The following is an 18,619-nucleotide window of genomic DNA, read 5'->3' as shown; positions in this document are numbered from 1 at the left end:
GACTGTCAAGCACTTTTTTCAACTTTTTTTGTTTCTTTCAAGTTGTTGTTGCAGCGGTTCAACCGGCAACGAAATTGATTCTATCATCCTGATTCGACTTTGTCAACTACAATTTTACATTTTTTTCAAATTCTTTTTACTTTCCCATGAGACCTGTGATTCTTCCAGTATTCCTGCGGTTTCATTATATATCTCAAACTGCTTCTCCAATTCCTCCAGGAGTCCGGCATATTCGGTAAAAGCCTTGCGGCGTCTCTGTTTTTCCGCTTCCTCCATTTCTTTTTTATAGCAGACACGGTGTTCCATGCTGGCCCACAAATCCATAGCCATGGTTCTCATCTGGATTTCAACAGGAAAATACTCCATGGTATCCCGGTAATAAACAGGCACCCCGACTACTAAATGGAAGCTTCTGTAACCGTTTACTTTCGGGCAGCTGATGTAATCCCTTTCTTTTATAATTACAAGGTCCGTCTGGCGTTTCACCGCTTTTGCCAGATTGTAAATATCCTCTACAAAAAAACAGATAATGCGGATGCCCGCCACGTCCTGAAGGTAGTCTCTGGCATTGGCAATACTGGAGGTCAGCTTCAGCCGGAGCAATTTTTCCTCGATGCTCTTTTTTTCCTTCATCCGGTGCTGGATATTATGGATGGGACATACTGTGGTTTTTTCATAAAGAGTATGATTGAGCACCTCCAGCCGGGTCAGCATCATCTGGCATGCATTATGATACGGTTCCATCAGCGCATAATATTGTTCATTCGTCATAGTGGCCCCCATCTGCCTGAGCGCAGGCATTTTATAAATTCGTTCTGAAATGAAGCCAAAGCCGCCGCACTATGCAGGACAACCCACCTTCAACAAAAAGGGCCCTGTTTTCCAATCCGAAAAACAAAGCCCCCTCTGCTTTGAATGCTGTTATTTTACAAAAAAAATGTGTGCATTCTGTGTTTCTTCTTTGAGAGTTTTCTTAAATTATTATAAATATCGCAGACTTCACATGAGTGTAATGCTCTTTTGGCCGCTGTTAAGAGGGGGCCCCGGCAACGGAAAGGATTTTCACCTGTCCGTCACCTTCTCCAGCTCAAACCAGAACTCTACCCCGTTTTCATAGTTAACCACTCCATACTTCTGATTCATAGATTCCTGGATTGCTTTTACAATAGAAAGGCCCACTCCGCTGCCACCGTATTCTCTTGTCCTGGCTTTATCCACTTTATAAAATTTTTCCCATAAATGAGGAAGTGAATCCTCCGGGACGGGAATTCCGGTATTAAATACGGAAACCCTTACCGTTTTGCTTTCCTGGGTCAGTTTGATATCCACGATCCGTTCGCCGTCCAGATGGTTCAGGGCATTGCTGAAATAATTCATAAAGACTTCTTCCGTCTTGAATTCATCTCCCCATACATAAACAGGTGTATCCTGTTCAAAGCGGACAGTGGCATCATTTTGCCTGATGAGGATCTCCGCAGACTGGATGTAATTGTGGATCAGCATCACTATATCAAAGCGTTCCATTGTTATTACTTCATTGCCGAATTCCAGCTGATTCAACGTGAGAAGCTTTTTCACCATATTATTCATTTTCCCGGATTCATCTATGATAACGTCGCAGTAAAAATTCCTGCTTTCCTCGTCGTCGTCATTGATCCCTTCCTTTAACCCCTCTGCATAGCCCTGAATCAGGGCTATGGGAGTCTTCAGTTCATGAGAAACATTGGAAAGGAATTCCTTACGCATCTCATCAACTTCATTCTTTCTTTCAATATCCTTCTGCAGTTCATTATTGGCCGTCTTCAATTCTGAAATCGTAACTTCCAGAGTATCCGCCATCTGATTAATATGATTTCCCAGAATGGCAATTTCATTAAAACTCCGCCCTTTATATCTGGCATCGAAATCCAGGTGGGTCATCCGTTCTGAAATATGGGCAAGCTCCAGTATGGGATCTGTTATTTTTTTAGAAACGATCCAGATAATAATACCGCTGGCTACCGTAGCCGCAATCCCCACATAGGCCAGGAAACGGTTGGCAATATCAACGCTGTCCCTGATTCCCTCCAGTGCCGTCCTTATAAAAAAAAGATTGCCATTATCAAGGAAGCCCCACATATCCAAATATTCCATGCTGACCCGGTTGCTTGTTACAAGCTGGACAATATAAAAGGGACTGTCATTGCGTACCAGGGTTTTATTGGTGATTATGTTTTCTTCATATTTAGAAGCCTTGCCTCCGCCCGGGCCGCTTTTAGGTTCCGGCGTATCAGGATACAGCTTCTCAGAGCCTTCCGCGCTGTCAAAAAGTACATGATTCCACAGCTCTATTTTCAATATGGCAGGATCGCCTCCGCTGACTCTGATGGTTTCGGAGTCTTCGTCCAGTACAAGAATGGAAATATTGTATCTCGCACTGAGCTGCTGCAGATGAATGTCAAAATCATCCGAACTGATACTCCCCTTCTGGGCTGCAGCATTCATCTGATTATATGCATCCATAACTACCGTCTGTTTGTTATGGAAATAATATCTTTCCAGAAAGGTATTATTAATAAACCAGCACAATAAAATTGTGCCGGCCATTAATCCGATAAATATATAAGCAAACTGTTTTCTGATAGAATATTTCATAATCCGCTCCGTTCATGCTGTCGGGGAATGTAATTTATACTTATTCAACCTCGAATTTATAGCCCATTCCAGGGGAATGCAATCCACACTTATTCAACCTCAAATTTATAACCCATTCCCCAGATTGTTTTTATCATGTCGCCTTTGGGGCCCAGCTTGCTGCGGAGTTTTTTTACGTGGGTGTCTATGGTTCTTGCGTCACCGAAGTAGTCGTAATTCCAGACGTTGTTGAGAATTTTCTCCCGTGACAGCGCAATTCCTCTGTTTTCCATAAAATAAGTAAGAAGCTCAAATTCCTTGTAGCTTAAATCCACGTTCTCACCGTCTATGGTTACCATATGCGCGGCTTTATCCAGGTGGATTCCTCCCGCTTCCATGACGTCGCCGGAAGCCGTTTTGCCGGATCTGCGCAGAATCGCCTCCACGCGGGCTACCAGTATCTTGGGACTGAAGGGTTTGGAAATATACTCGTCCACCCCCAGATCGAAGCCCTGAAGCTCATCCTTTTCATCTCCTTTGGCCGTGAGCATGATGATGGGGACCTTGGAATAATTCCTGACTTCCCTGCATACCTGCCAGCCGTCCATCTTCGGCATCATAACGTCCAGAATGATCAATGCAATGTCATTTTGTTCAAAAAAAATATCCAGCGCCTCGCTTCCGTCTCCTGCCTCCACCACATCGTAATTGTTTTTCTGGAGGAAGTCCTTTACCAGCTTGCGCATTCTGCTTTCGTCATCCACAACCAGTATTTTTGTCCGATCCATACCAACCTCGATTCCGCCGTTCCTGATAACCGGCCTTCTCTCTAATATTATAACCGGCACTGCCTCCATCCGGTCCTTTATTCTGTATGTAATAACAGTGTAACAGATATTTATGAAAAACATGTGAACTTTTCAGAGTTTTTCCAACTTTTCAGCCGGCGCCGCACAGCTTTTATTACAGTATACCGAATACTGCATCATGCCTGGTTTTTATCTGTGAACAGCCGTTCCGTTTTCTTCATGACCTTAAAATAGGCCACGATTAAAAATATATCGGCCAGCACCCAGGCCAGCGGGCTCGCAAACCCTGCTGCCACAAAGCCGAACACGGGAACGAGCAGGAAGCCGGCAAGCGCCCTTGCTATCATCTCACTCACCCCGGACAATATGGCAAGCATACTGTAGCCCATTCCCTGAATCAGAAAACGGATATTATTTACAAGGGCCAGCGGGAAATAGAACAATGCGTTGCATAGCAGAAACAGCCTTACATTGGAAAGTATCTCCGTTTCCGTCCTATCCACAAACAGCAGCGCAAGGCTTCCTCCGGCAAAAAACATCACGGTTAATGCCACTGCCGCATAGGCTGCGCCGATAATATTGGCTGTTTTGATGCCCCTGCGGATACGCTCCGGCTTCCCCGCCCCGATATTCTGCCCCGCATAGGTCGCCATAGTAGCCCCCAGCGCATCAAAGGGACAGGCAAAAAAGCCGCCGATTCTGCTTGCCGCCGTCATGGAGGCTACTGCCACCGAACCCAGGGAATTCACCGCGCTCTGGAGAATAACGCTGCCGATTGCAGTTACGGAATACTGCAGTCCCATGGGGATTCCCATGCCGCACAGGTTCTTTACATATTGTGCCTCCAGCTTCCATTCATCCTTTCTCACATGAAGGATATCGAATTTTTTGCGCATATAAGTCAGACAGCTCACTCCTGAAACAGCTTGGGATACAACCGTGGCCAGGGCAGCTCCCGACACACCCATGTGCAGCACTACAATGCAGAGCAGATCCAGCAGGATATTCAGGAATGCCGACAATATCAGGAAATACAAAGGCGTTTTGCTGTCACCCATGGCCCGCAGGATACCGGAAACCATATTATAAAGAATTGTCGCCGGTATCCCTGCAAAAATGATTACAATATAGGTATAGGCGCCACCGATAATATCCTCCGGTGTCCGCATGAGCCGGAGAATGGGCCTGCACAAAAGCACTGTGGCAATAGTCATCACCACGGCAAAAAACAGCGCAAGCCAGGTGCTGTTCGCCACATATTTTCTAAGCGTCTTTTCATTTTTTGCCCCAAAGCTCTGCGCTATTGGAATTGCAAAGCCGTTGCAGATGCCCATGCAGAAACCGATAATCAGAAAATTTATGGAGCCTGTGCTTCCCACTGCAGCCAATGATTTCACTCCCAGAAATTTCCCCACAATTATGGTATCCACAAGATTATAGAACTGCTGGAACAGATTTCCGAATAAAAGAGGCACCGCAAACCCCAGTATGAGCTTTAACGGCCTGCCTTCTGTCATATCCCTTGTCATAATTTCTCCCCGCTTCCGCTTATTATTTCTATATGTGGTATATCATATACGAAAAGAGATTACAAACATTTTTGTAAAAAAAAAGCAAAAACTGCGTAAGGCCGTCTGTTGGCCCTACGCAGCTTTTCTCAGCATTCATCATTTTTTATCCGTTCCACAATATCCGCGGCAAAGGCTGCGGCTGCCTTCAAATCCTCACTGTCGGGATGCAGGAGCGCTTCGTCAAAATTGCGGAGCAGCGGTTTGATTTTTTCCTCACCCATCCCGTTTTTCTCCATCATCTCATATTTCTGACGGACCTGCATGGGCATTTTCCCCTGGCACATATATGCACCAAAATATCTGCAGGTTTCCGGAAGCCAGACCTTTACCTTCTGTTCGATACTTTTGTAATATTCCGTATTGGCGCCCATGCCGCAGGTGCCAAACAGCGCCACATTTTTACCTTCCAGCTCGGACAGCAAATCCACCACCCGCATATCACAGGTTCCCTGATCCGTCCAGAAGCCTATAAAATAGGTTTCCGCATCCTTACCGTTATATTCTTCTATCGGCTGCATATCCTTGGACTCTCCTGGGATCGCCGCAAATATACTGGTCGCCACTTTTTTTGTATTCCCGGTACGGCTTGAATATATAACCATTACGTCCATATTCCGTACTCCTTTCTTTTCCTGCCGCAAAAAGGCAGGCGCATCAGAACCTTCCTATTGGAATGCCGCCTCCGCAACACAGACCGCCGCCCCCGCAGCACATGTTGCAGATCAGGTTCGCAATGCAGAGCTTCAGGCACCAGTTGCTTCCGTCCATAGCCGGCATTCCGTAAGGGGACTGCTGGGTCTGATACCAGCTTCCGCCGGATTCCATCTGCTGCTGCCATACTCGATACTGCTGGTTTCCCGGTTCCATCGCCGCTGCTTTCTTTGCATGCTCCAGGGCTATCACATTATTTCCAAGCCCTGAATTGGCAATGGAGCTGTAATAATACCATTTTGCAGTTCTCTCACTGATTCCGGAGAGGACGTTAAGGGCTTCCCTGAAATGTCTGCTCTGGATATAGTTAAAGGCCGCGTTCATGTGAACTGTATACTCGTCACCGCCCGCAGCGCTCTGCTGTCTCCGGTAGCTCTGGCCGCCAAAGCCGAAGCTGCCGAATAAATCTTCAAAATCACCGAAACCGCCGTAATCCTGGTAACCGCCTCCATAGCTTCCGGAGCCGGAGCTTCCTGAATAGCTGCTGGAGGTTCCATGCTGTCTTTCATCCATAATCCGCTGGTAAGCCTGCTGGATCTCCTTGAACTTTTCTTCCGCCTGTTCCTTATTCGGATTGTTGACATTGGCATCGGGGTGATATTTTCTGCTCAGTGCTCGATACGCTTTTTTAATTTCTTCGTCAGATGCATCACGGGATACACCCAGTACCTGATACGGGTCACGCATTTTCCTGCTGTTCCTTTCTTCTGCCTCTTACCATCTCGTACCGGCACCAGACGCCGGAGTAAAGAATATTCCGGAGAATATCCGTATTCTCAAGAATGGGGAGTTTTTCAAACGCTCTGGAGCACTCTGCCATCATCATTCTTAAAATCTGATAAACCTTATCATCAAAACCGCTCTCGCCGCGCATGGAAAGGAAGGGATTGAAGTTTCCGTTTTTTTCATCCTTTTCCATATCTTCATAAGCGTCCATCAAATAAATATACTTTCCCAGGAAAAAGCCCATCCTGCGAAGGTCTTCCTCCCACTCGTCTTTTCTGAAGGCAAAAATCTCCGACATTATATTACCAAAACACCCTGCTACAATGTCAAGATTTTTTTCTCCTTTTTTTTCATATTCATGGAGCGCATTCAGTTGGGCTGAAATCACCTCGGCCTTTTCCGGGTGCCTTGCCGATGTGTCCCGGAAGGCTTTTTTCAGGATGCCTGCATAACCTCTCTTCCATACCTTTTTCTCATCCTCCCAGTCGTCCATACATTGATAATAGGTAAGGAGGATGTTCATATCCGCCGCATATTCCGTAAAGGAATTCCTTCTTGTGGGATGTTTGTCAAAGGGATGGGCAATGCACTTGCACTCGCTTACTTTGTCCTCGGTTTCATAAAGGCCTGTCAGAAGCAGAATCAGAAACGTCATGTCATAGGTTACCGTAATCTGGCCCTTTACACCGTATCTCTCCTTAAGCTCCCGGCAGAAGCCGCAGTAATAGGACTGATATAAATCAAAATCCCTGAATTTCAATTCCTGTTTGTTAACAATTACGTACCCGAACATATTTTTCTCCCGTCAGCTCTTCTTGATAAATTCTGTTTGACACTTCGGGCAGCGGATTGCGATTTTCCCTTTTCCCTTCGGAACCCTGATTTTCTGTTTGCAGCCAGGACATCTGTAAATGTGATGGGTCTTTCTGTCCTTCATATCCCTCTGGAAGGATGCCCATTTTTTTCTGATTCCGGCAGTCATCTGCAGATATTTCTGATTTTCCGCATAGCGCTTCTGGATATTTTTGGAGAACATACGGAAATAGCTGTAAACCAGAACTAATAAGATCAGAAACGACCAGACGGCATTTCTGGTAAAAAGAGAAATGATCATGCACGCCAGCGCCACTCCCATCAGGAATCTGGTAAACTGGTCCACCCCATACCTGCCCTGCATAAACCGTATCAGTTTTTCTTTCATTTTACATGTCTCCCATTCATACAGACTCTTGTGTCTGCTACTCTGTTCTTCATTTTACCCTTATGTACACAAATTGCAATTAACTGGCTGAAAACTTACTATAAAAAAAGTATAAACCTTTTCCCGCTGCCCATACTAGAAATAACCATATCAGAAAAGGAGTGGATGAAAATGCCCATTGATTTCAGGAACAGTGAAACAAAGGATAACCTGATGCGTGCCTTTGCAGGTGAAAGTCAGGCAAGAAACCGTTATACATTTGCAGCCTCCCAGGCTAAAAAGGATGGCCTTCATGTTATTGAAGCCGTTTTTACATTTACGGCCAACCAGGAAAAGGAGCATGCAGAAATTTTTTATAATCACTTAAAGGAGCTTGCGGGAGAAACCATCGTTGTGGACGGCGGCTACCCTGTGGATATTTATCCTGATATAAAGCAGCTTCTTCTGTCCGCACAGCACAATGAATATGAAGAATATGATCCGATTTATAAGGCTTTTGGGGACAAAGCCGCGGAGGAAGGCTTCTCCAGGGTTGCCGCATCCTTCCATATGATCTCCGCAATTGAAAAAACACACGGAGACCGCTTCGGGAAGTTTGCCCAGCTTATGGAACAGAACAGGCTTTTTGTTTCCGATGTGGAAACCGGCTGGATCTGCTTAAACTGCGGCTATGTATACACCGGTACAAATGCGCCGGAAAAATGCCCGGTCTGCGATCACGACAAAGGCTATTTTATCCGCGTTTCCATGGCTCCCTTCAGCGAATAGGAAGGCCCTGAAAAGGCATGTGCCAACCGCCAGTCCCGTAACAGGACGGAAAATGGCGGTTGGCACATGCCTTATTTTTTTCTTTTCTTCCGCGGGAATCTGTTATATCATAAAGTGTCAGGAGGATTAGAACATGAAAGCGAATTTAAAACATATGTATGCAGTACGCAGAAACGGATACGGTCCTTTCCGAAGGTTCCTGTTTTCCGCTTCTCTGGCGTTGTGCGCTTCCCTCATTTTTACAGGATGCGCTCCCGCAGTATCCGGCCCGGGTGAAATGAGCAGGTCTGAGGAAACGGCAGCCCAGCCGGTTCCGGCGCCGGATGCTGCCGGGGTACTAAAAGTACATTTCATTGACGTGGGACAGGGAGATTCCATACTCATCCAGTCAGGAACGGAAAATATGCTGGTGGACGCCGGCACCAATGAAAGCGGTCCCACCGTCACCGCATATTTACAATCTCTGGGAGTTACAAAGCTATCCTATCTGATAGGAACACATCCCCATGAGGATCATATCGGCGGGATGGACGACGTTATCCGTGCATTTGACATCGGCACGGTCATCATGCCGGACGTATCCCATACAACGCGGACCTATGAGGATGTGCTGGATGCGCTTCTGGAAAAGGAGCTTCGGGTCACCAGACCAGAGCCGGGCGATACCTATTCTCTTGGGGAGGCTGATTTTACCATTCTCTCCCCTGCCGCAGACATTGCCGAACAGGCGGCAAAGGACGGTGATCTGAACAACCTGTCCGTTGGAATCCGGCTGGCCTTTGGCTCCAATGCCTTCGTTATGTGCGGCGATGCGGAGGCGCCTTCGGAAAAAGCCATGACGGAAAGCGGCCTTTCCCTGAAGGCCGACGTCCTGAAGCTGGGCCATCATGGCAGTTCCACTTCCACCTGCGATGAATTCCTCCAGGCGGTCAGCCCCTCCTGTGCAGTGATTTCCTGCGGAACAGACAACAGCTACGGCCATCCTCACAGGGAAACCATGGAAAAGCTGTCCGCCTCCGGCATCAGGGTATACCGTACGGATGAACAGGGAACGCTGATAGCCACTTCAGACGGGAGCCAAATCACATGGGAAACCGCCGCTTCCCCAGGCTCCGGGGAAGCTTTGCCGGGAACTATGCAGGAAGATGCTCCTAAGACGGCTACCTATGTACTGAATAAAAACAGCATGAAGTTCCACTACCCGGACTGCACCTCTGTTTTCCAGATGAAGGAAGCCAATAAAATTTACTATGAAGGAAGCAGGGAGGAAATAACCGGCATGGGCTATTCGCCCTGCAGTCAGTGCAATCCCTGATGTCCGCCCGGGTTACAGGGCTGAAAGGAGAATTTATGAGCTATATCATTGATCGTTTTGAAGGTGATAACGCAGTCTGTGAAAAGGAAGACCGCACCACCCTTCTTGTCCCCCGCAGCGAATTGCCGCCACAGTCCATGGAGGGCGACGTATTGGTGTATGAGGATGGCGTTTACCGAATAGACAGCGACGCAACACAGGAGCGGCGCAGAAGGATTGAAGAAAAAAGGAAAAGGCTGTTTGGCTGAAGCATGATAAAAAAGAAAAGGTTGTTTGGCTGAAGCATGACAGAGAAGGCAGGTATCCCGGAAAAGGATATCTGCCTTTTTTGCTTTCTCTATATATTTCATAAAACCTTGAAGTAAAAACGGTTGGTATCAGCACTTTCCTTCCACCGCCATCAAAAACAAATCGTTAAAACGTTCCAACTCATCATAAACGATACCGTGCCCGCTGTTTTCCAGCTCATACAGCTTAGAGCCCTGGATTGCCATGTGCTGATACTCCGCCAGCTGACTGGATACCACCACATCCTTTTTCCCATGGATGATCACAGTGGGGACCTCAACAGCCTTCAGATCATTTCTTCCATCCTCATCCCGCAGCGCAATGGCCGCCTGCACCGTACCGATCCCTGAAGCGGAAAGGGCTATATCCTCAAACCAGTTTTTCAAAGGCTCGGACTGGCAGCTTGCAAAAAGCTGTTCATGGCTGAATTTACAGGCCAGCCTGGGACGATCCGTACAGGCTTCCCTGATGAGCCCGTTCACATATTCCCTGGTCAGCCCGTAAGGAAATCCCTCTCTCCTGGTCCAGCTGGGCGCTGCGGCGGCAAGCAGAATCAGCCGCTCCACGCCGTATCCCTGGAATTCTCTCATATATCGGAGCACGATAGCCCCGCCCATGGAAAATCCGGCCAGCGTAAACCGGTTCAGTCGCAGCGCACACACCACTTTATAAATATCCTCCGCCATCTGGTCATAACAGTAGCCGCCTGCAGGCACATCGGAATTTCCAAAGCCTCTCAAATCCATGGTGATTACCCTGTAACCGCAGGAAATCAGCATCTCCAGCTGGTATTCATACATCAGATGGGACAGCGGCCAGCCATGAATCAGAAGCACCGTTTTCTTTCCCTTGGGGTTATAATCATAGACAGCAAGATTTATATCATCGGATGTCTTTACAAAATACATATTCCACCCATTTCCTGTTTTTGATATTATATGCGGTCTGTACTTATCCAGTGCTTTACCTGCGGCTGAAAAATCCGTTACGGCCGTTTGCCGCCGATTTTACAGAACGGCATTCTCCCATTATCCGGCCACCCTGTACTTCTCCAGATTGGTATGCCTGAAATAAAGAACAAGGCACAGGCTGCACAGAATCCAGCCAAAGGGATACCCCAGCGCTACCCAGATGATTGACTCGGTAATATGAGAAACGGAAAACAGATACACCTGCCGGAAAACAATGAAGCAGGACATCATGATCACCATGGGCGCCTTTGTATTTCCCACGCCTCTGAGCGTCCCCGCGTATATCTGATTGATACACAGCGCAAAATAGAACGGCATTTCAAGGCGGACAAACAACGTGCCATAGGACAGGACGTCCGGGCTCTGGTTAAATAGCCTCACAAGCGAGCCGGCGGCAAGCCACACCGGAATAATGATAACAAGGGCTATACCAAAACAAATCATAAGCCCCACCCTGGTACTCCGCTTCACTCTGTCAAGCTTTCTGGCGCCCAGATTCTGGCCTACAAAGGTGGTTACCCCCATCGAAATACTCTGAATGGGAAGCAGGCAGAATTTATCTATTTTCCCATAGGAGGACCAGCCTGCCATGGCAGCAGAACCAAAATGATTGATATAGGACTGGACAAATACATTGGAAAACGAAGTAACCGCCATCTGCAGCGCAGAAGGCAGACCGATTTGAAATATTTTACGAGTCATCACCGGATTGATTCTTACCTTCCGCCATATGACGCGGTAGCTTTCCGTTTCCCTGGACAGCGCGGCCATAATGAGTATGGCTGACGCGCCCTGAGAAATAATCGTTGCCCAGGCGACTCCGGCTACTCCAAGGCCAAGGTAGGCTACAAAGAAAAGATCCAGCCCGATATTAAGCAGGGCTGAAAAAATAAGGAAATAGAGTGGCCGCCTGGAATCGCCCACCGCACGCAGAATCCCAGCCCCCATATTATAAAAAAGCAGTCCCATGCTTCCGGCAAAATAAATCTTGAGATAAACCGCCGACTGATCAAACACATCCTTCGGAGTCCCCATCATATGAAGAAACGCCGGCACAAGAAGAATAGCGCAAACTGTGCAGATCAGACTCATCAGAAAGGTGAGCGCTATTGTTGTATGTACGGCGTCATGCACGCCCTTTTCATTTTTCTCGCCAAAATACTGGGATATAATAATCCCCGAACCGGTCGCCAGTCCGGAAAAAAATCCGATAAAGGTATTTATGATGCTGTCCGTTGTACCTACCGCCGCAAGTGCTTCTTTTCCCACAAAATTGCCGACCACAATACTGTCTACCGTATTGTAAAGCTGCTGAAAAATATTCCCCAGCATCAGGGGAAGTGCAAACAGAAGAATGTTTTTCCAGATAGCGCCCTCTGTCATAAGCGTATCTTTTTTTCTTGTTGCTGCCATAAAGCTTCTGTGAGCCTCCTGTCATGTCTTCCTTAGAGATTGAGCTCCTCCAGATGATATGTCCCGTCAATTATTATATTTTCTTTATTTTGCTCTATAAAAAGCTCCATCTCATCGAAGGATTCAAAGAATTCATTTTCGTCTTCCATTTTTGTCATGTCAAAGCAGCTGAGTAAGTATTCCTTGTGCATATTGTTCCCTCCCCATGAAGCCTGTTGCTTCATTTATGTACGTTTTCCGTTCTGTTATACTATAAAATAGAGTAGAAAACCTAAGTCTTCTACTCCATAGCCCCAAAATAATAATAAATTGAATTTGCAGGAAAGCCTGGACAATTCCAGGTATTACCTTTGGTATTACCTTTTTAAAATCGCATCCAAAAAAAGCCCCATTTTATCAGTGTTTTTAATGGAGTAGACGGGAGTCGAACCCATTATAATAGGAAGAAACACCTCCGCGCATTTGCGCTATTCCTTGTAAATGCGCGGATTTACCAGTTTCAAGGCTAATATTATTTTCCTTAGTTGTAAACAGTTTTCTATAAAATAATACTACTATGCAACACGAAATGCAACACGCAAAATTCAATTATCATACTTATTTATTGCGTAATTTAGTCCATTGTTTTCCGGTTTATTCAACTGCCTAACCTCCACACAATCAATGGTTTGCAAGGTGTTCACATCTGTATAAAGCCATGCATACCAAACATATCCAAATTGCCTGAAGCAATAAATATAACCTATACATTGTATCCCGTCCTTCTGGTACACAACACGGTCATCTATCTTCAGGCCGCCGATGCTGCCCGGTATATCAATTCCGAATTTGTGCCGATGCTCATAAGCTGTCATAAATATTCTCCATATACTATAGAAAAAGATGGAGAATACTTATGACAGCTTATTGAAATTAATACAAAAATATAAATATCATTAAAATTACATATTTTAAGAAGTCATCAAATAATTCTTATTATTTGACTGTATAATGCTGAGTATCTCTTAAATTTAATGGATTTCATACAATTGTACATGTATTTGGTCAAATTTACCTATTTTCGCCAAATTATACTAGAATTTTTTCTAATTATTTTTCTTAAAACACTTGACTTTTTATAATTTTACTCTTGTTTTTTTTTCAAGTGTAACATATAATAAGGATAAGCAATATATTAGCTTATAAAGGGATGCAGAAGCCCTTAAATATCTGGTTGCAAAATACCAACAGAACCCCTCCACTCAAAAGTAGAGGGGTTCTTGTTATACTAACTCTTTTCTAAGTGCAAAATGAATAGTAAATTTTTCATGCAAATTAACCATATCATTCCCATCTTCTCTGTATCCAAATGAATACTTAAATTCTTTTTTTTTCTGATTAGTATCTACTTTTCTAACATTACCGATTACACCAAACTTATATAATATTTCTAACATTTTACTTACGTCTGTTATGGATGGAATCCTATTCTGCGAACTTTCAATAACTTTTCCAACATCAAAAGGCCAAAAATTATTCCTATGTATTAGGCTTATCGCATGAAAACAATCATCAATATAATTTGAGTCATAGTATAAAGACATCTCGTTTTTTAACTCATTGCAAAAGGCTCTTGAATATTCGGCCTCAGTTTCTAAAAACATAATATTCTTAAACATTCTCTCGTTAGGATATTTCTGTATTATAATATTTAACATATTTACAATATCTCGAGGTCTTCCATGACTATAGTTTAGCAAATATTTAAGAGTATCAATACCTTTGATCTGTGGAGGAAACATCCTTGCAAAAAGTTCCCGGTTATCAAGTCCTTTAAACTCAGGACAAGACACCCTTATCTTATTTAATAGCATATCCATAAGACTATTGCTATAAGCCTCTCCTGCATAAGGCTTTTCTAACCAATTTAAATTAATTACGGAATTTACTGTAAATTTATTTAAATTAGTAGATACACTATGTAAAAGTTTTAAAAGATCCGATCTAAACAACAATACCACTTTGCTTTTAGGAGAAACTGATACGATCTCAACATTAATTTTATATGTTACTTCAATAAATTTTGATAAAAATTTCGCGAAATCAGAATTCTCAGTAATTTTTTCATCGTACTCATCCAAATCATCAATAATAATTGCAATTGGAAAAATAGCTAATAGCTGGATAATCAAATTTTGCATATCATCCAAATACTGATAATACGGAGCTTTTTCATATTTTTTGGTATTATCCTGTTGTCTTTTAGCATTTATCTTAGAATTATTTCGAGAATATTCTCCTGCTAACGCTGAAGAGTTACTTAAAGAAACTTCTTTCAAATTAAATCCATAAAGAGTTTGCTGCTTCAATAATTTTCCAAGTTTATGAATTTTTTTATAAATAAAATATTTACTTATAAAAGGGCTTTTTTTCAATATTTTGATTTGATTGTCTAATAATATTTTTCCCATCTGACTTAATATTGCATATTGAGAAAATGCCGCTCTCTCATTTTGAGGGATATTACCATTCCCAATGGACTGTAATTGCATAAATAAAACATCATCTTTATCAATATATTTTGAGAATACATTCTCCTCATTTTGCCTTTTTTCATAATATTTACCTAATAATGTTTTACCAGTTCCCTTTCTACCCGTGATAATAAACTTTGAAGGGTCTGATTGAAGCAATTGATATTTATTGTTTTTATTATAGAATAGAGTATCAAATTTTTTATTTCTTGCTTCAGACAATCCATCGGGATTTCCAATAAATATATCTGATAAAATAATATTATCTTCCATTATAAATTTCCTTTTGTCCTATATATTATAAAATAAATAATACCATATTTTGACAAAAAGTTCAAATATATAATAAAATAATACAATATATTGTATTTCAAAATAATATAGCGTATATTTAGTGGTCCATTTATTATCATGTCTTTAATAGTTGACCCGTCCGCAGCAGGTTAAGCATATGTGTATTCTGCTCCGCCGAACCTACATAGCCCGTAATGCCGTTGGCAGTCGCAATCTGCACCCGATGCTGATAGCTTCCATCCTCCCCGATGCTCTCCAGAGCGCGCGTAATGCTTGTCCCGTGCCAGACATCCTGCAGGTAATACTCCGGGCTCTGCGTCTCCCAAAACGGGATATAGCAGACATTAAGGTCCACTGGCCCTGTTATACCGTCCACGCGTCCCTTGCTGGTGTATTGCCAAGCTACCAACGGCTGAGACGGAGCGGGCTTGTACTTGTCCGCGGGCGGATTATCAGCCAGAGCATAGTATCCGCTGCTGGGATATCGTGCCATCCAAAACGGACAATCAAAAGCCGTGGTATCAAAAACTTTTTCATTATAAAATGACTTGCCCGTATAGATACCGAATTCCAGTCCAGCGCCGATAATAACATCCGCTGCAGACTGTATCAAGCCTGTCAGCACGCCCTGATTAAGAGCGCGCAGGGAATTGTCCTCTACGTCCCACCAAACACGGCAGGTGAGGCCGTAAGAGCGTAGCAAGGACGCTACCTGCTGAGCCTCATCTACTACCTGTGTAGGAGTGAGAGCATAAGTGTACTTGTAGACTTCCATAGGGATTCCCTGCGCCCGGCATCCAGCCACGTTAGCGGCAAACTGCTTATCTGCGTTGCCAGATTTAACCGTGCTCCTGAGGATTGCAAAATCGCATCCTGCGGCTTTTACCCTTTTCCAGTCTATTGTTCCCTGGTTACTGCTTACATCTATTCCTTTATACATAATATGCCTCCTAAAAGATAAGGGCGGTTGTAGCCGCCCCATATCAATGCTACTCAAGCCCTTTTCCATTCCCCTGCGTATCAATTTTATTTTTCAGCACAGCAACGTATCTGGAAAGCCATGTAGGCACATTTGCTCCCATCCTGCCAGCATTCTCTATGATGGATAATAGTTCATTCAGGACGTACCAAATTGCCACAAGAAGACCAAAAAACGCTTTCAGCCCAATTTCAATTCCTGCCTGTGATGCCACATTAAGAATGATCCAATCAACTACCATTGCCACGGCAATAATGCAGAGATATCCAACTTTCTTAATAATCCCGGCGGTTCCCCGCCTAGAATTCCATCCATAAGACGGATCCTCTGGATGCTCCAGCGCTTCCGTCTTACTTGCCAGCATCCCCGTTATATAGTCCAATACCATCATCCCTGCCAGAATAATAAGTACAGGTAAAAGCAGCCCCAGTCTTGCAGACAACCAGGCCAGAAGCGCAGCAGCACCTGCCTGTACCGTAAAATATACCTGTTTCATAATATTTCCTCCCTTTCCCTCCATCAATGCGGATTAAATTTCCTTCCATAAAGATTCCGAACCTGCTACTCCAGGCTCCCATACATTGTTATCAACCAGGGATTCCCACGTCTTGTCGCCATGCGTCACCCTGTCACCCACGCCGTACCCGTTAGTGCTACCCGGCTGCTCCCATTCCGGCGTAGACGAATCCGGAATTAGGACTTTGGCAAACAGGGACGGCGTAACATCCGGCGCCCACCCAGACTGTTTGTTGTGCCCCTGCAGGATTTTATACAGCGTGCCTTTGTGCCGCACACGGCTGCCCGCCTCCAGCGCCTCCCCTTCCGCCAGGCTTGTCCAGTCTGGGTACAGGGCGGCTACTTCTAACGCCTGCATATCCGTGTTTCCGGCACAGTTTATCTCTGCCTGCTTCCGCATAGCTTCAAGTTTCTGTAACGCTTCTTTCCTCATATTATTCTCCTCCTAATATAGTTTTTTCCAATGCACCCATATCTGTTTTGAGCACGGAGATTTCATTTTCATGATTCGCCAGCTGCGCGGTAATAGCGTCAATGCCCTCCTGTGTCTTCTGCATAGTGACCGTCACGGTGTCCACCCGCGTTTCCTGGAACCCGCTTGCCGTGGCTGGATCCACAATTGCATAATTGATATCCCTGAGTACATCAGGCACAAACTGAATACCTGCCAGCTTTGCATAGCCAGCATATCCGCGCAGCAAGTCGGTGCCGACATAATATCTCATTACAGAAGTGGCTGCGGAATTGTCGCGGAACTTGGAAATAACCGAATTCACATCAGCTGTGTCCACCTCAATATGCAGTGTATCACCGGACTGGGTAACACCATATACCTCCATTTCAATGTCATTTGCGAATCTTATTTTACTCATAGATTTCCTTTCTCTACGGTTTTCCGTAGGTAAAAATTATTTTGTTTAACTTCAATAAATCAGAATTTAGCAGGTCTGCCCACCGTGAAAGCAGGTATTACAGAGCTGACCTTCTCAGGAGGTAATACTACACTTACCCATAATGCTGGTTTCCCAGACACCAATTATGCTGTTATGTTTATTTGTGATAATGTACGTATGTTTCCGCGAATGAGCACAAATCTTGATGGTAATAAAACAACGCTTTCTGCAAGCGCCATAAATGGTTCCGGCGCAATTTCGCACCTTGAGGGCAAATACCGGGTCATGTGGATAGTTGCCCGGAGTACATAATCCAACAAATGAGGGAGACCATATTTTTCCAGTTAAAGCCCGCTTTAAGATTGTCTCTTATGTCCTTCTTCAATCTGACCACCTCCTTTTATAAACTCATTTTTTGAGTATATTGCAATATTATCACTCAATATTTTAGTTGTCAATACATAAATACTAAATTTTTGAGTTTCTATATTGATTTCCGAAAATTCTTATGATAATATTGAATTAATATAGATGGAGGTACGCTATGACAAAGGTTGAAATAGGTTTGATTTTAAAAGAATTAAGAATTGCTTCGGGTAAAACACAAAAAGAAGTTGCTGAAATTCTCGGTAGAAAACAACAAATAATTGGTCACTGGGAAACAGGTTATTCACAACCTGATGCAAACACACTCTTTACATTGTGTGATATATATGGAACTACTGTCGATGATGCTTTTGGTTTTAATAAGAAAACTGATACATTATCACCGGATGATTTTATTCTATTAAAAAAGTATCATTCTCTTGATGAGCATGGGAAAAAAATAATTGACTTTACTTTAACAGAAGAATTCAACCGTTGTGAAACTACAAAGGATATCATCGATGACGATAATATAGTACCTTATCCTGAATATCCCACAGTAACTAAAAAAGATATTAAGTCCTTTGTCGCAAGAAATAAGAAAAAAAATTTCACAGAAAAAGATATAGCTGAATTGATTTATACTTTATTCCCTAATGGAGACGAATAATA

Annotated in this window: 22 protein-coding genes; 5 read left to right on the top strand and 17 right to left on the bottom strand. The window is 44.0% G+C overall.

The window, feature by feature from the left end:
- Positions 1-114 precede the first annotated feature (114 nt).
- The 8 genes from DXC51_RS27170 to DXC51_RS27135 form a co-directional block, all read right to left on the bottom strand.
- Positions 115-771: a GTP pyrophosphokinase gene (locus DXC51_RS27170; protein WP_035321879.1), complete on the bottom strand. Its 657-nt coding sequence runs from the start codon at positions 769-771 to the stop codon at positions 115-117.
- Positions 772-1,062: 291 nt separating this feature from the next.
- The gene (locus tag DXC51_RS27165) at positions 1,063-2,634 is read right to left on the bottom strand and encodes a sensor histidine kinase (protein WP_021636318.1); all 1,572 of its coding nucleotides are present in this window, start codon (positions 2,632-2,634) and stop codon (positions 1,063-1,065) included.
- Positions 2,635-2,723: 89 nt separating this feature from the next.
- Positions 2,724-3,401, bottom strand: coding sequence for a response regulator transcription factor (locus tag DXC51_RS27160; protein ID WP_035321894.1), 678 nt, complete (start codon positions 3,399-3,401; stop codon positions 2,724-2,726).
- A 197-nt stretch (positions 3,402-3,598) separates the two neighbouring features.
- Positions 3,599-4,951, bottom strand: coding sequence for an MATE family efflux transporter (locus DXC51_RS27155; RefSeq protein ID WP_021636316.1), 1,353 nt, complete (start codon positions 4,949-4,951; stop codon positions 3,599-3,601).
- 128 nt (positions 4,952-5,079) lie between these two features.
- The gene (gene bilS, locus DXC51_RS27150; protein WP_021636315.1) at positions 5,080-5,604 is read right to left on the bottom strand and encodes a flavodoxin family protein BilS; all 525 of its coding nucleotides are present in this window, start codon (positions 5,602-5,604) and stop codon (positions 5,080-5,082) included.
- 43 nt (positions 5,605-5,647) lie between these two features.
- Positions 5,648-6,391: a DnaJ domain-containing protein gene (locus DXC51_RS27145; protein ID WP_021636314.1), complete on the bottom strand. Its 744-nt coding sequence runs from the start codon at positions 6,389-6,391 to the stop codon at positions 5,648-5,650.
- Entirely contained in the window at positions 6,384-7,223 is an 840-nt protein-coding gene (locus tag DXC51_RS27140; protein ID WP_021636313.1) for a DUF5685 family protein, read from the bottom strand. Before DXC51_RS27140 ends, DXC51_RS27145 begins: the two co-directional genes overlap by 8 nt.
- Positions 7,224-7,235: 12 nt before the next feature.
- The gene (locus DXC51_RS27135) at positions 7,236-7,631 is read right to left on the bottom strand and encodes a hypothetical protein (RefSeq protein WP_021636312.1); all 396 of its coding nucleotides are present in this window, start codon (positions 7,629-7,631) and stop codon (positions 7,236-7,238) included.
- Between the two features lie 171 nt (positions 7,632-7,802).
- On the opposite strand from DXC51_RS27135, the gene rbr reads away from it, so the two are divergent.
- The 3 genes from rbr to DXC51_RS27120 all read left to right on the top strand — a co-directional run bounded on the left by rbr (position 7,803) and on the right by DXC51_RS27120 (position 9,962).
- The gene (gene rbr / locus DXC51_RS27130; protein WP_025490235.1) at positions 7,803-8,399 is read left to right on the top strand and encodes a rubrerythrin; all 597 of its coding nucleotides are present in this window, start codon (positions 7,803-7,805) and stop codon (positions 8,397-8,399) included.
- Between the two features lie 154 nt (positions 8,400-8,553).
- Positions 8,554-9,714: a ComEC/Rec2 family competence protein gene (locus DXC51_RS27125; protein WP_117545809.1), complete on the top strand. Its 1,161-nt coding sequence runs from the start codon at positions 8,554-8,556 to the stop codon at positions 9,712-9,714.
- A gap of 35 nt (positions 9,715-9,749) precedes the next feature.
- Positions 9,750-9,962, top strand: coding sequence for a DUF3006 domain-containing protein (locus DXC51_RS27120; protein ID WP_035321892.1), 213 nt, complete (start codon positions 9,750-9,752; stop codon positions 9,960-9,962).
- A 129-nt stretch (positions 9,963-10,091) separates the two neighbouring features.
- On the opposite strand, the gene DXC51_RS27115 is transcribed toward DXC51_RS27120, so the two are convergent.
- From DXC51_RS27115 to DXC51_RS27080, 9 genes are all read right to left on the bottom strand, one after another.
- Positions 10,092-10,910: an alpha/beta fold hydrolase gene (locus DXC51_RS27115; RefSeq protein WP_021636307.1), complete on the bottom strand. Its 819-nt coding sequence runs from the start codon at positions 10,908-10,910 to the stop codon at positions 10,092-10,094.
- A gap of 120 nt (positions 10,911-11,030) precedes the next feature.
- Positions 11,031-12,386, bottom strand: coding sequence for an MATE family efflux transporter (locus DXC51_RS27110; RefSeq protein ID WP_021636306.1), 1,356 nt, complete (start codon positions 12,384-12,386; stop codon positions 11,031-11,033).
- Positions 12,387-12,418: 32 nt separating this feature from the next.
- Positions 12,419-12,577 (bottom strand): hypothetical protein, encoded by a 159-nt coding sequence (locus DXC51_RS29750; RefSeq protein ID WP_154466949.1) that lies wholly within the window; start codon positions 12,575-12,577, stop codon positions 12,419-12,421.
- Between the two features lie 393 nt (positions 12,578-12,970).
- Positions 12,971-13,240 (bottom strand): hypothetical protein, encoded by a 270-nt coding sequence (locus DXC51_RS27105; protein ID WP_117545807.1) that lies wholly within the window; start codon positions 13,238-13,240, stop codon positions 12,971-12,973.
- 408 nt (positions 13,241-13,648) lie between these two features.
- Positions 13,649-15,172 (bottom strand): P-loop ATPase, Sll1717 family, encoded by a 1,524-nt coding sequence (locus DXC51_RS27100; protein WP_117545806.1) that lies wholly within the window; start codon positions 15,170-15,172, stop codon positions 13,649-13,651.
- A gap of 136 nt (positions 15,173-15,308) precedes the next feature.
- Entirely contained in the window at positions 15,309-16,133 is an 825-nt protein-coding gene (locus DXC51_RS27095; RefSeq protein ID WP_181970215.1) for a GH25 family lysozyme, read from the bottom strand.
- 49 nt (positions 16,134-16,182) lie between these two features.
- The gene (locus DXC51_RS27090) at positions 16,183-16,668 is read right to left on the bottom strand and encodes a phage holin family protein (protein ID WP_117545808.1); all 486 of its coding nucleotides are present in this window, start codon (positions 16,666-16,668) and stop codon (positions 16,183-16,185) included.
- Positions 16,669-16,701: 33 nt separating this feature from the next.
- Positions 16,702-17,121 (bottom strand): carbohydrate-binding protein, encoded by a 420-nt coding sequence (locus DXC51_RS27085; RefSeq protein WP_117545804.1) that lies wholly within the window; start codon positions 17,119-17,121, stop codon positions 16,702-16,704.
- A 1-nt stretch (position 17,122) separates the two neighbouring features.
- Positions 17,123-17,560, bottom strand: coding sequence for a hypothetical protein (locus tag DXC51_RS27080; protein ID WP_117545803.1), 438 nt, complete (start codon positions 17,558-17,560; stop codon positions 17,123-17,125).
- Between the two features lie 84 nt (positions 17,561-17,644).
- Here DXC51_RS27080 and DXC51_RS29360 point away from each other — a divergent pair, with 84 nt between their 5' ends.
- Together DXC51_RS29360 and DXC51_RS27075 are read left to right on the top strand one after the other, a co-directional pair.
- Positions 17,645-17,893, top strand: coding sequence for a hypothetical protein (locus DXC51_RS29360; RefSeq protein ID WP_147332415.1), 249 nt, complete (start codon positions 17,645-17,647; stop codon positions 17,891-17,893).
- A gap of 232 nt (positions 17,894-18,125) precedes the next feature.
- Positions 18,126-18,617 (top strand): helix-turn-helix transcriptional regulator, encoded by a 492-nt coding sequence (locus DXC51_RS27075; protein ID WP_117545802.1) that lies wholly within the window; start codon positions 18,126-18,128, stop codon positions 18,615-18,617.
- The last annotated feature ends 2 nt before the right edge of the window (positions 18,618-18,619 follow it).

It is taken from the genome of Eisenbergiella massiliensis, from assembly GCF_003435485.1.
This window is presented reverse-complemented; position numbering and strand designations above follow the sequence as displayed.

Excerpts from the sequence above, each read along its gene's own strand:
- DXC51_RS27145 (WP_021636314.1), bottom strand. The coding sequence starts at position 6,391 with ATGCGTGACCCGTATCAGGTACTGGGTGTATCCCGTGATGCATCTGAC.
- DXC51_RS27140 (WP_021636313.1), bottom strand. The coding sequence starts at position 7,223 with ATGTTCGGGTACGTAATTGTTAACAAACAGGAATTGAAATTCAGGGAT.
- DXC51_RS27135 (WP_021636312.1), bottom strand. The coding sequence starts at position 7,631 with ATGAAAGAAAAACTGATACGGTTTATGCAGGGCAGGTATGGGGTGGAC.
- DXC51_RS27115 (WP_021636307.1), bottom strand. The coding sequence starts at position 10,910 with ATGTATTTTGTAAAGACATCCGATGATATAAATCTTGCTGTCTATGAT.
- DXC51_RS27125 (WP_117545809.1), top strand. The coding sequence starts at position 8,554 with ATGTATGCAGTACGCAGAAACGGATACGGTCCTTTCCGAAGGTTCCTG.
- DXC51_RS27080 (WP_117545803.1), bottom strand. The coding sequence starts at position 17,560 with ATGAGTAAAATAAGATTCGCAAATGACATTGAAATGGAGGTATATGGT.
- DXC51_RS27090 (WP_117545808.1), bottom strand. The coding sequence starts at position 16,668 with ATGAAACAGGTATATTTTACGGTACAGGCAGGTGCTGCTGCGCTTCTG.
- DXC51_RS27075 (WP_117545802.1), top strand. The coding sequence starts at position 18,126 with ATGACAAAGGTTGAAATAGGTTTGATTTTAAAAGAATTAAGAATTGCT.
- DXC51_RS27120 (WP_035321892.1), top strand. The coding sequence starts at position 9,750 with ATGAGCTATATCATTGATCGTTTTGAAGGTGATAACGCAGTCTGTGAA.
- DXC51_RS27110 (WP_021636306.1), bottom strand. The coding sequence starts at position 12,386 with ATGGCAGCAACAAGAAAAAAAGATACGCTTATGACAGAGGGCGCTATC.
- rbr (WP_025490235.1), top strand. The coding sequence starts at position 7,803 with ATGCCCATTGATTTCAGGAACAGTGAAACAAAGGATAACCTGATGCGT.
- DXC51_RS29750 (WP_154466949.1), bottom strand. The coding sequence starts at position 12,577 with ATGCACAAGGAATACTTACTCAGCTGCTTTGACATGACAAAAATGGAA.
- DXC51_RS27085 (WP_117545804.1), bottom strand. The coding sequence starts at position 17,121 with ATGAGGAAAGAAGCGTTACAGAAACTTGAAGCTATGCGGAAGCAGGCA.
- bilS (WP_021636315.1), bottom strand. The coding sequence starts at position 5,604 with ATGGACGTAATGGTTATATATTCAAGCCGTACCGGGAATACAAAAAAA.
- DXC51_RS27170 (WP_035321879.1), bottom strand. The coding sequence starts at position 771 with ATGACGAATGAACAATATTATGCGCTGATGGAACCGTATCATAATGCA.
- DXC51_RS27105 (WP_117545807.1), bottom strand. The coding sequence starts at position 13,240 with ATGACAGCTTATGAGCATCGGCACAAATTCGGAATTGATATACCGGGC.
- DXC51_RS27155 (WP_021636316.1), bottom strand. The coding sequence starts at position 4,951 with ATGACAAGGGATATGACAGAAGGCAGGCCGTTAAAGCTCATACTGGGG.
- DXC51_RS27095 (WP_181970215.1), bottom strand. The coding sequence starts at position 16,133 with ATGTATAAAGGAATAGATGTAAGCAGTAACCAGGGAACAATAGACTGG.
- DXC51_RS27165 (WP_021636318.1), bottom strand. The coding sequence starts at position 2,634 with ATGAAATATTCTATCAGAAAACAGTTTGCTTATATATTTATCGGATTA.
- DXC51_RS27160 (WP_035321894.1), bottom strand. The coding sequence starts at position 3,401 with ATGGATCGGACAAAAATACTGGTTGTGGATGACGAAAGCAGAATGCGC.
- DXC51_RS27100 (WP_117545806.1), bottom strand. The coding sequence starts at position 15,172 with ATGGAAGATAATATTATTTTATCAGATATATTTATTGGAAATCCCGAT.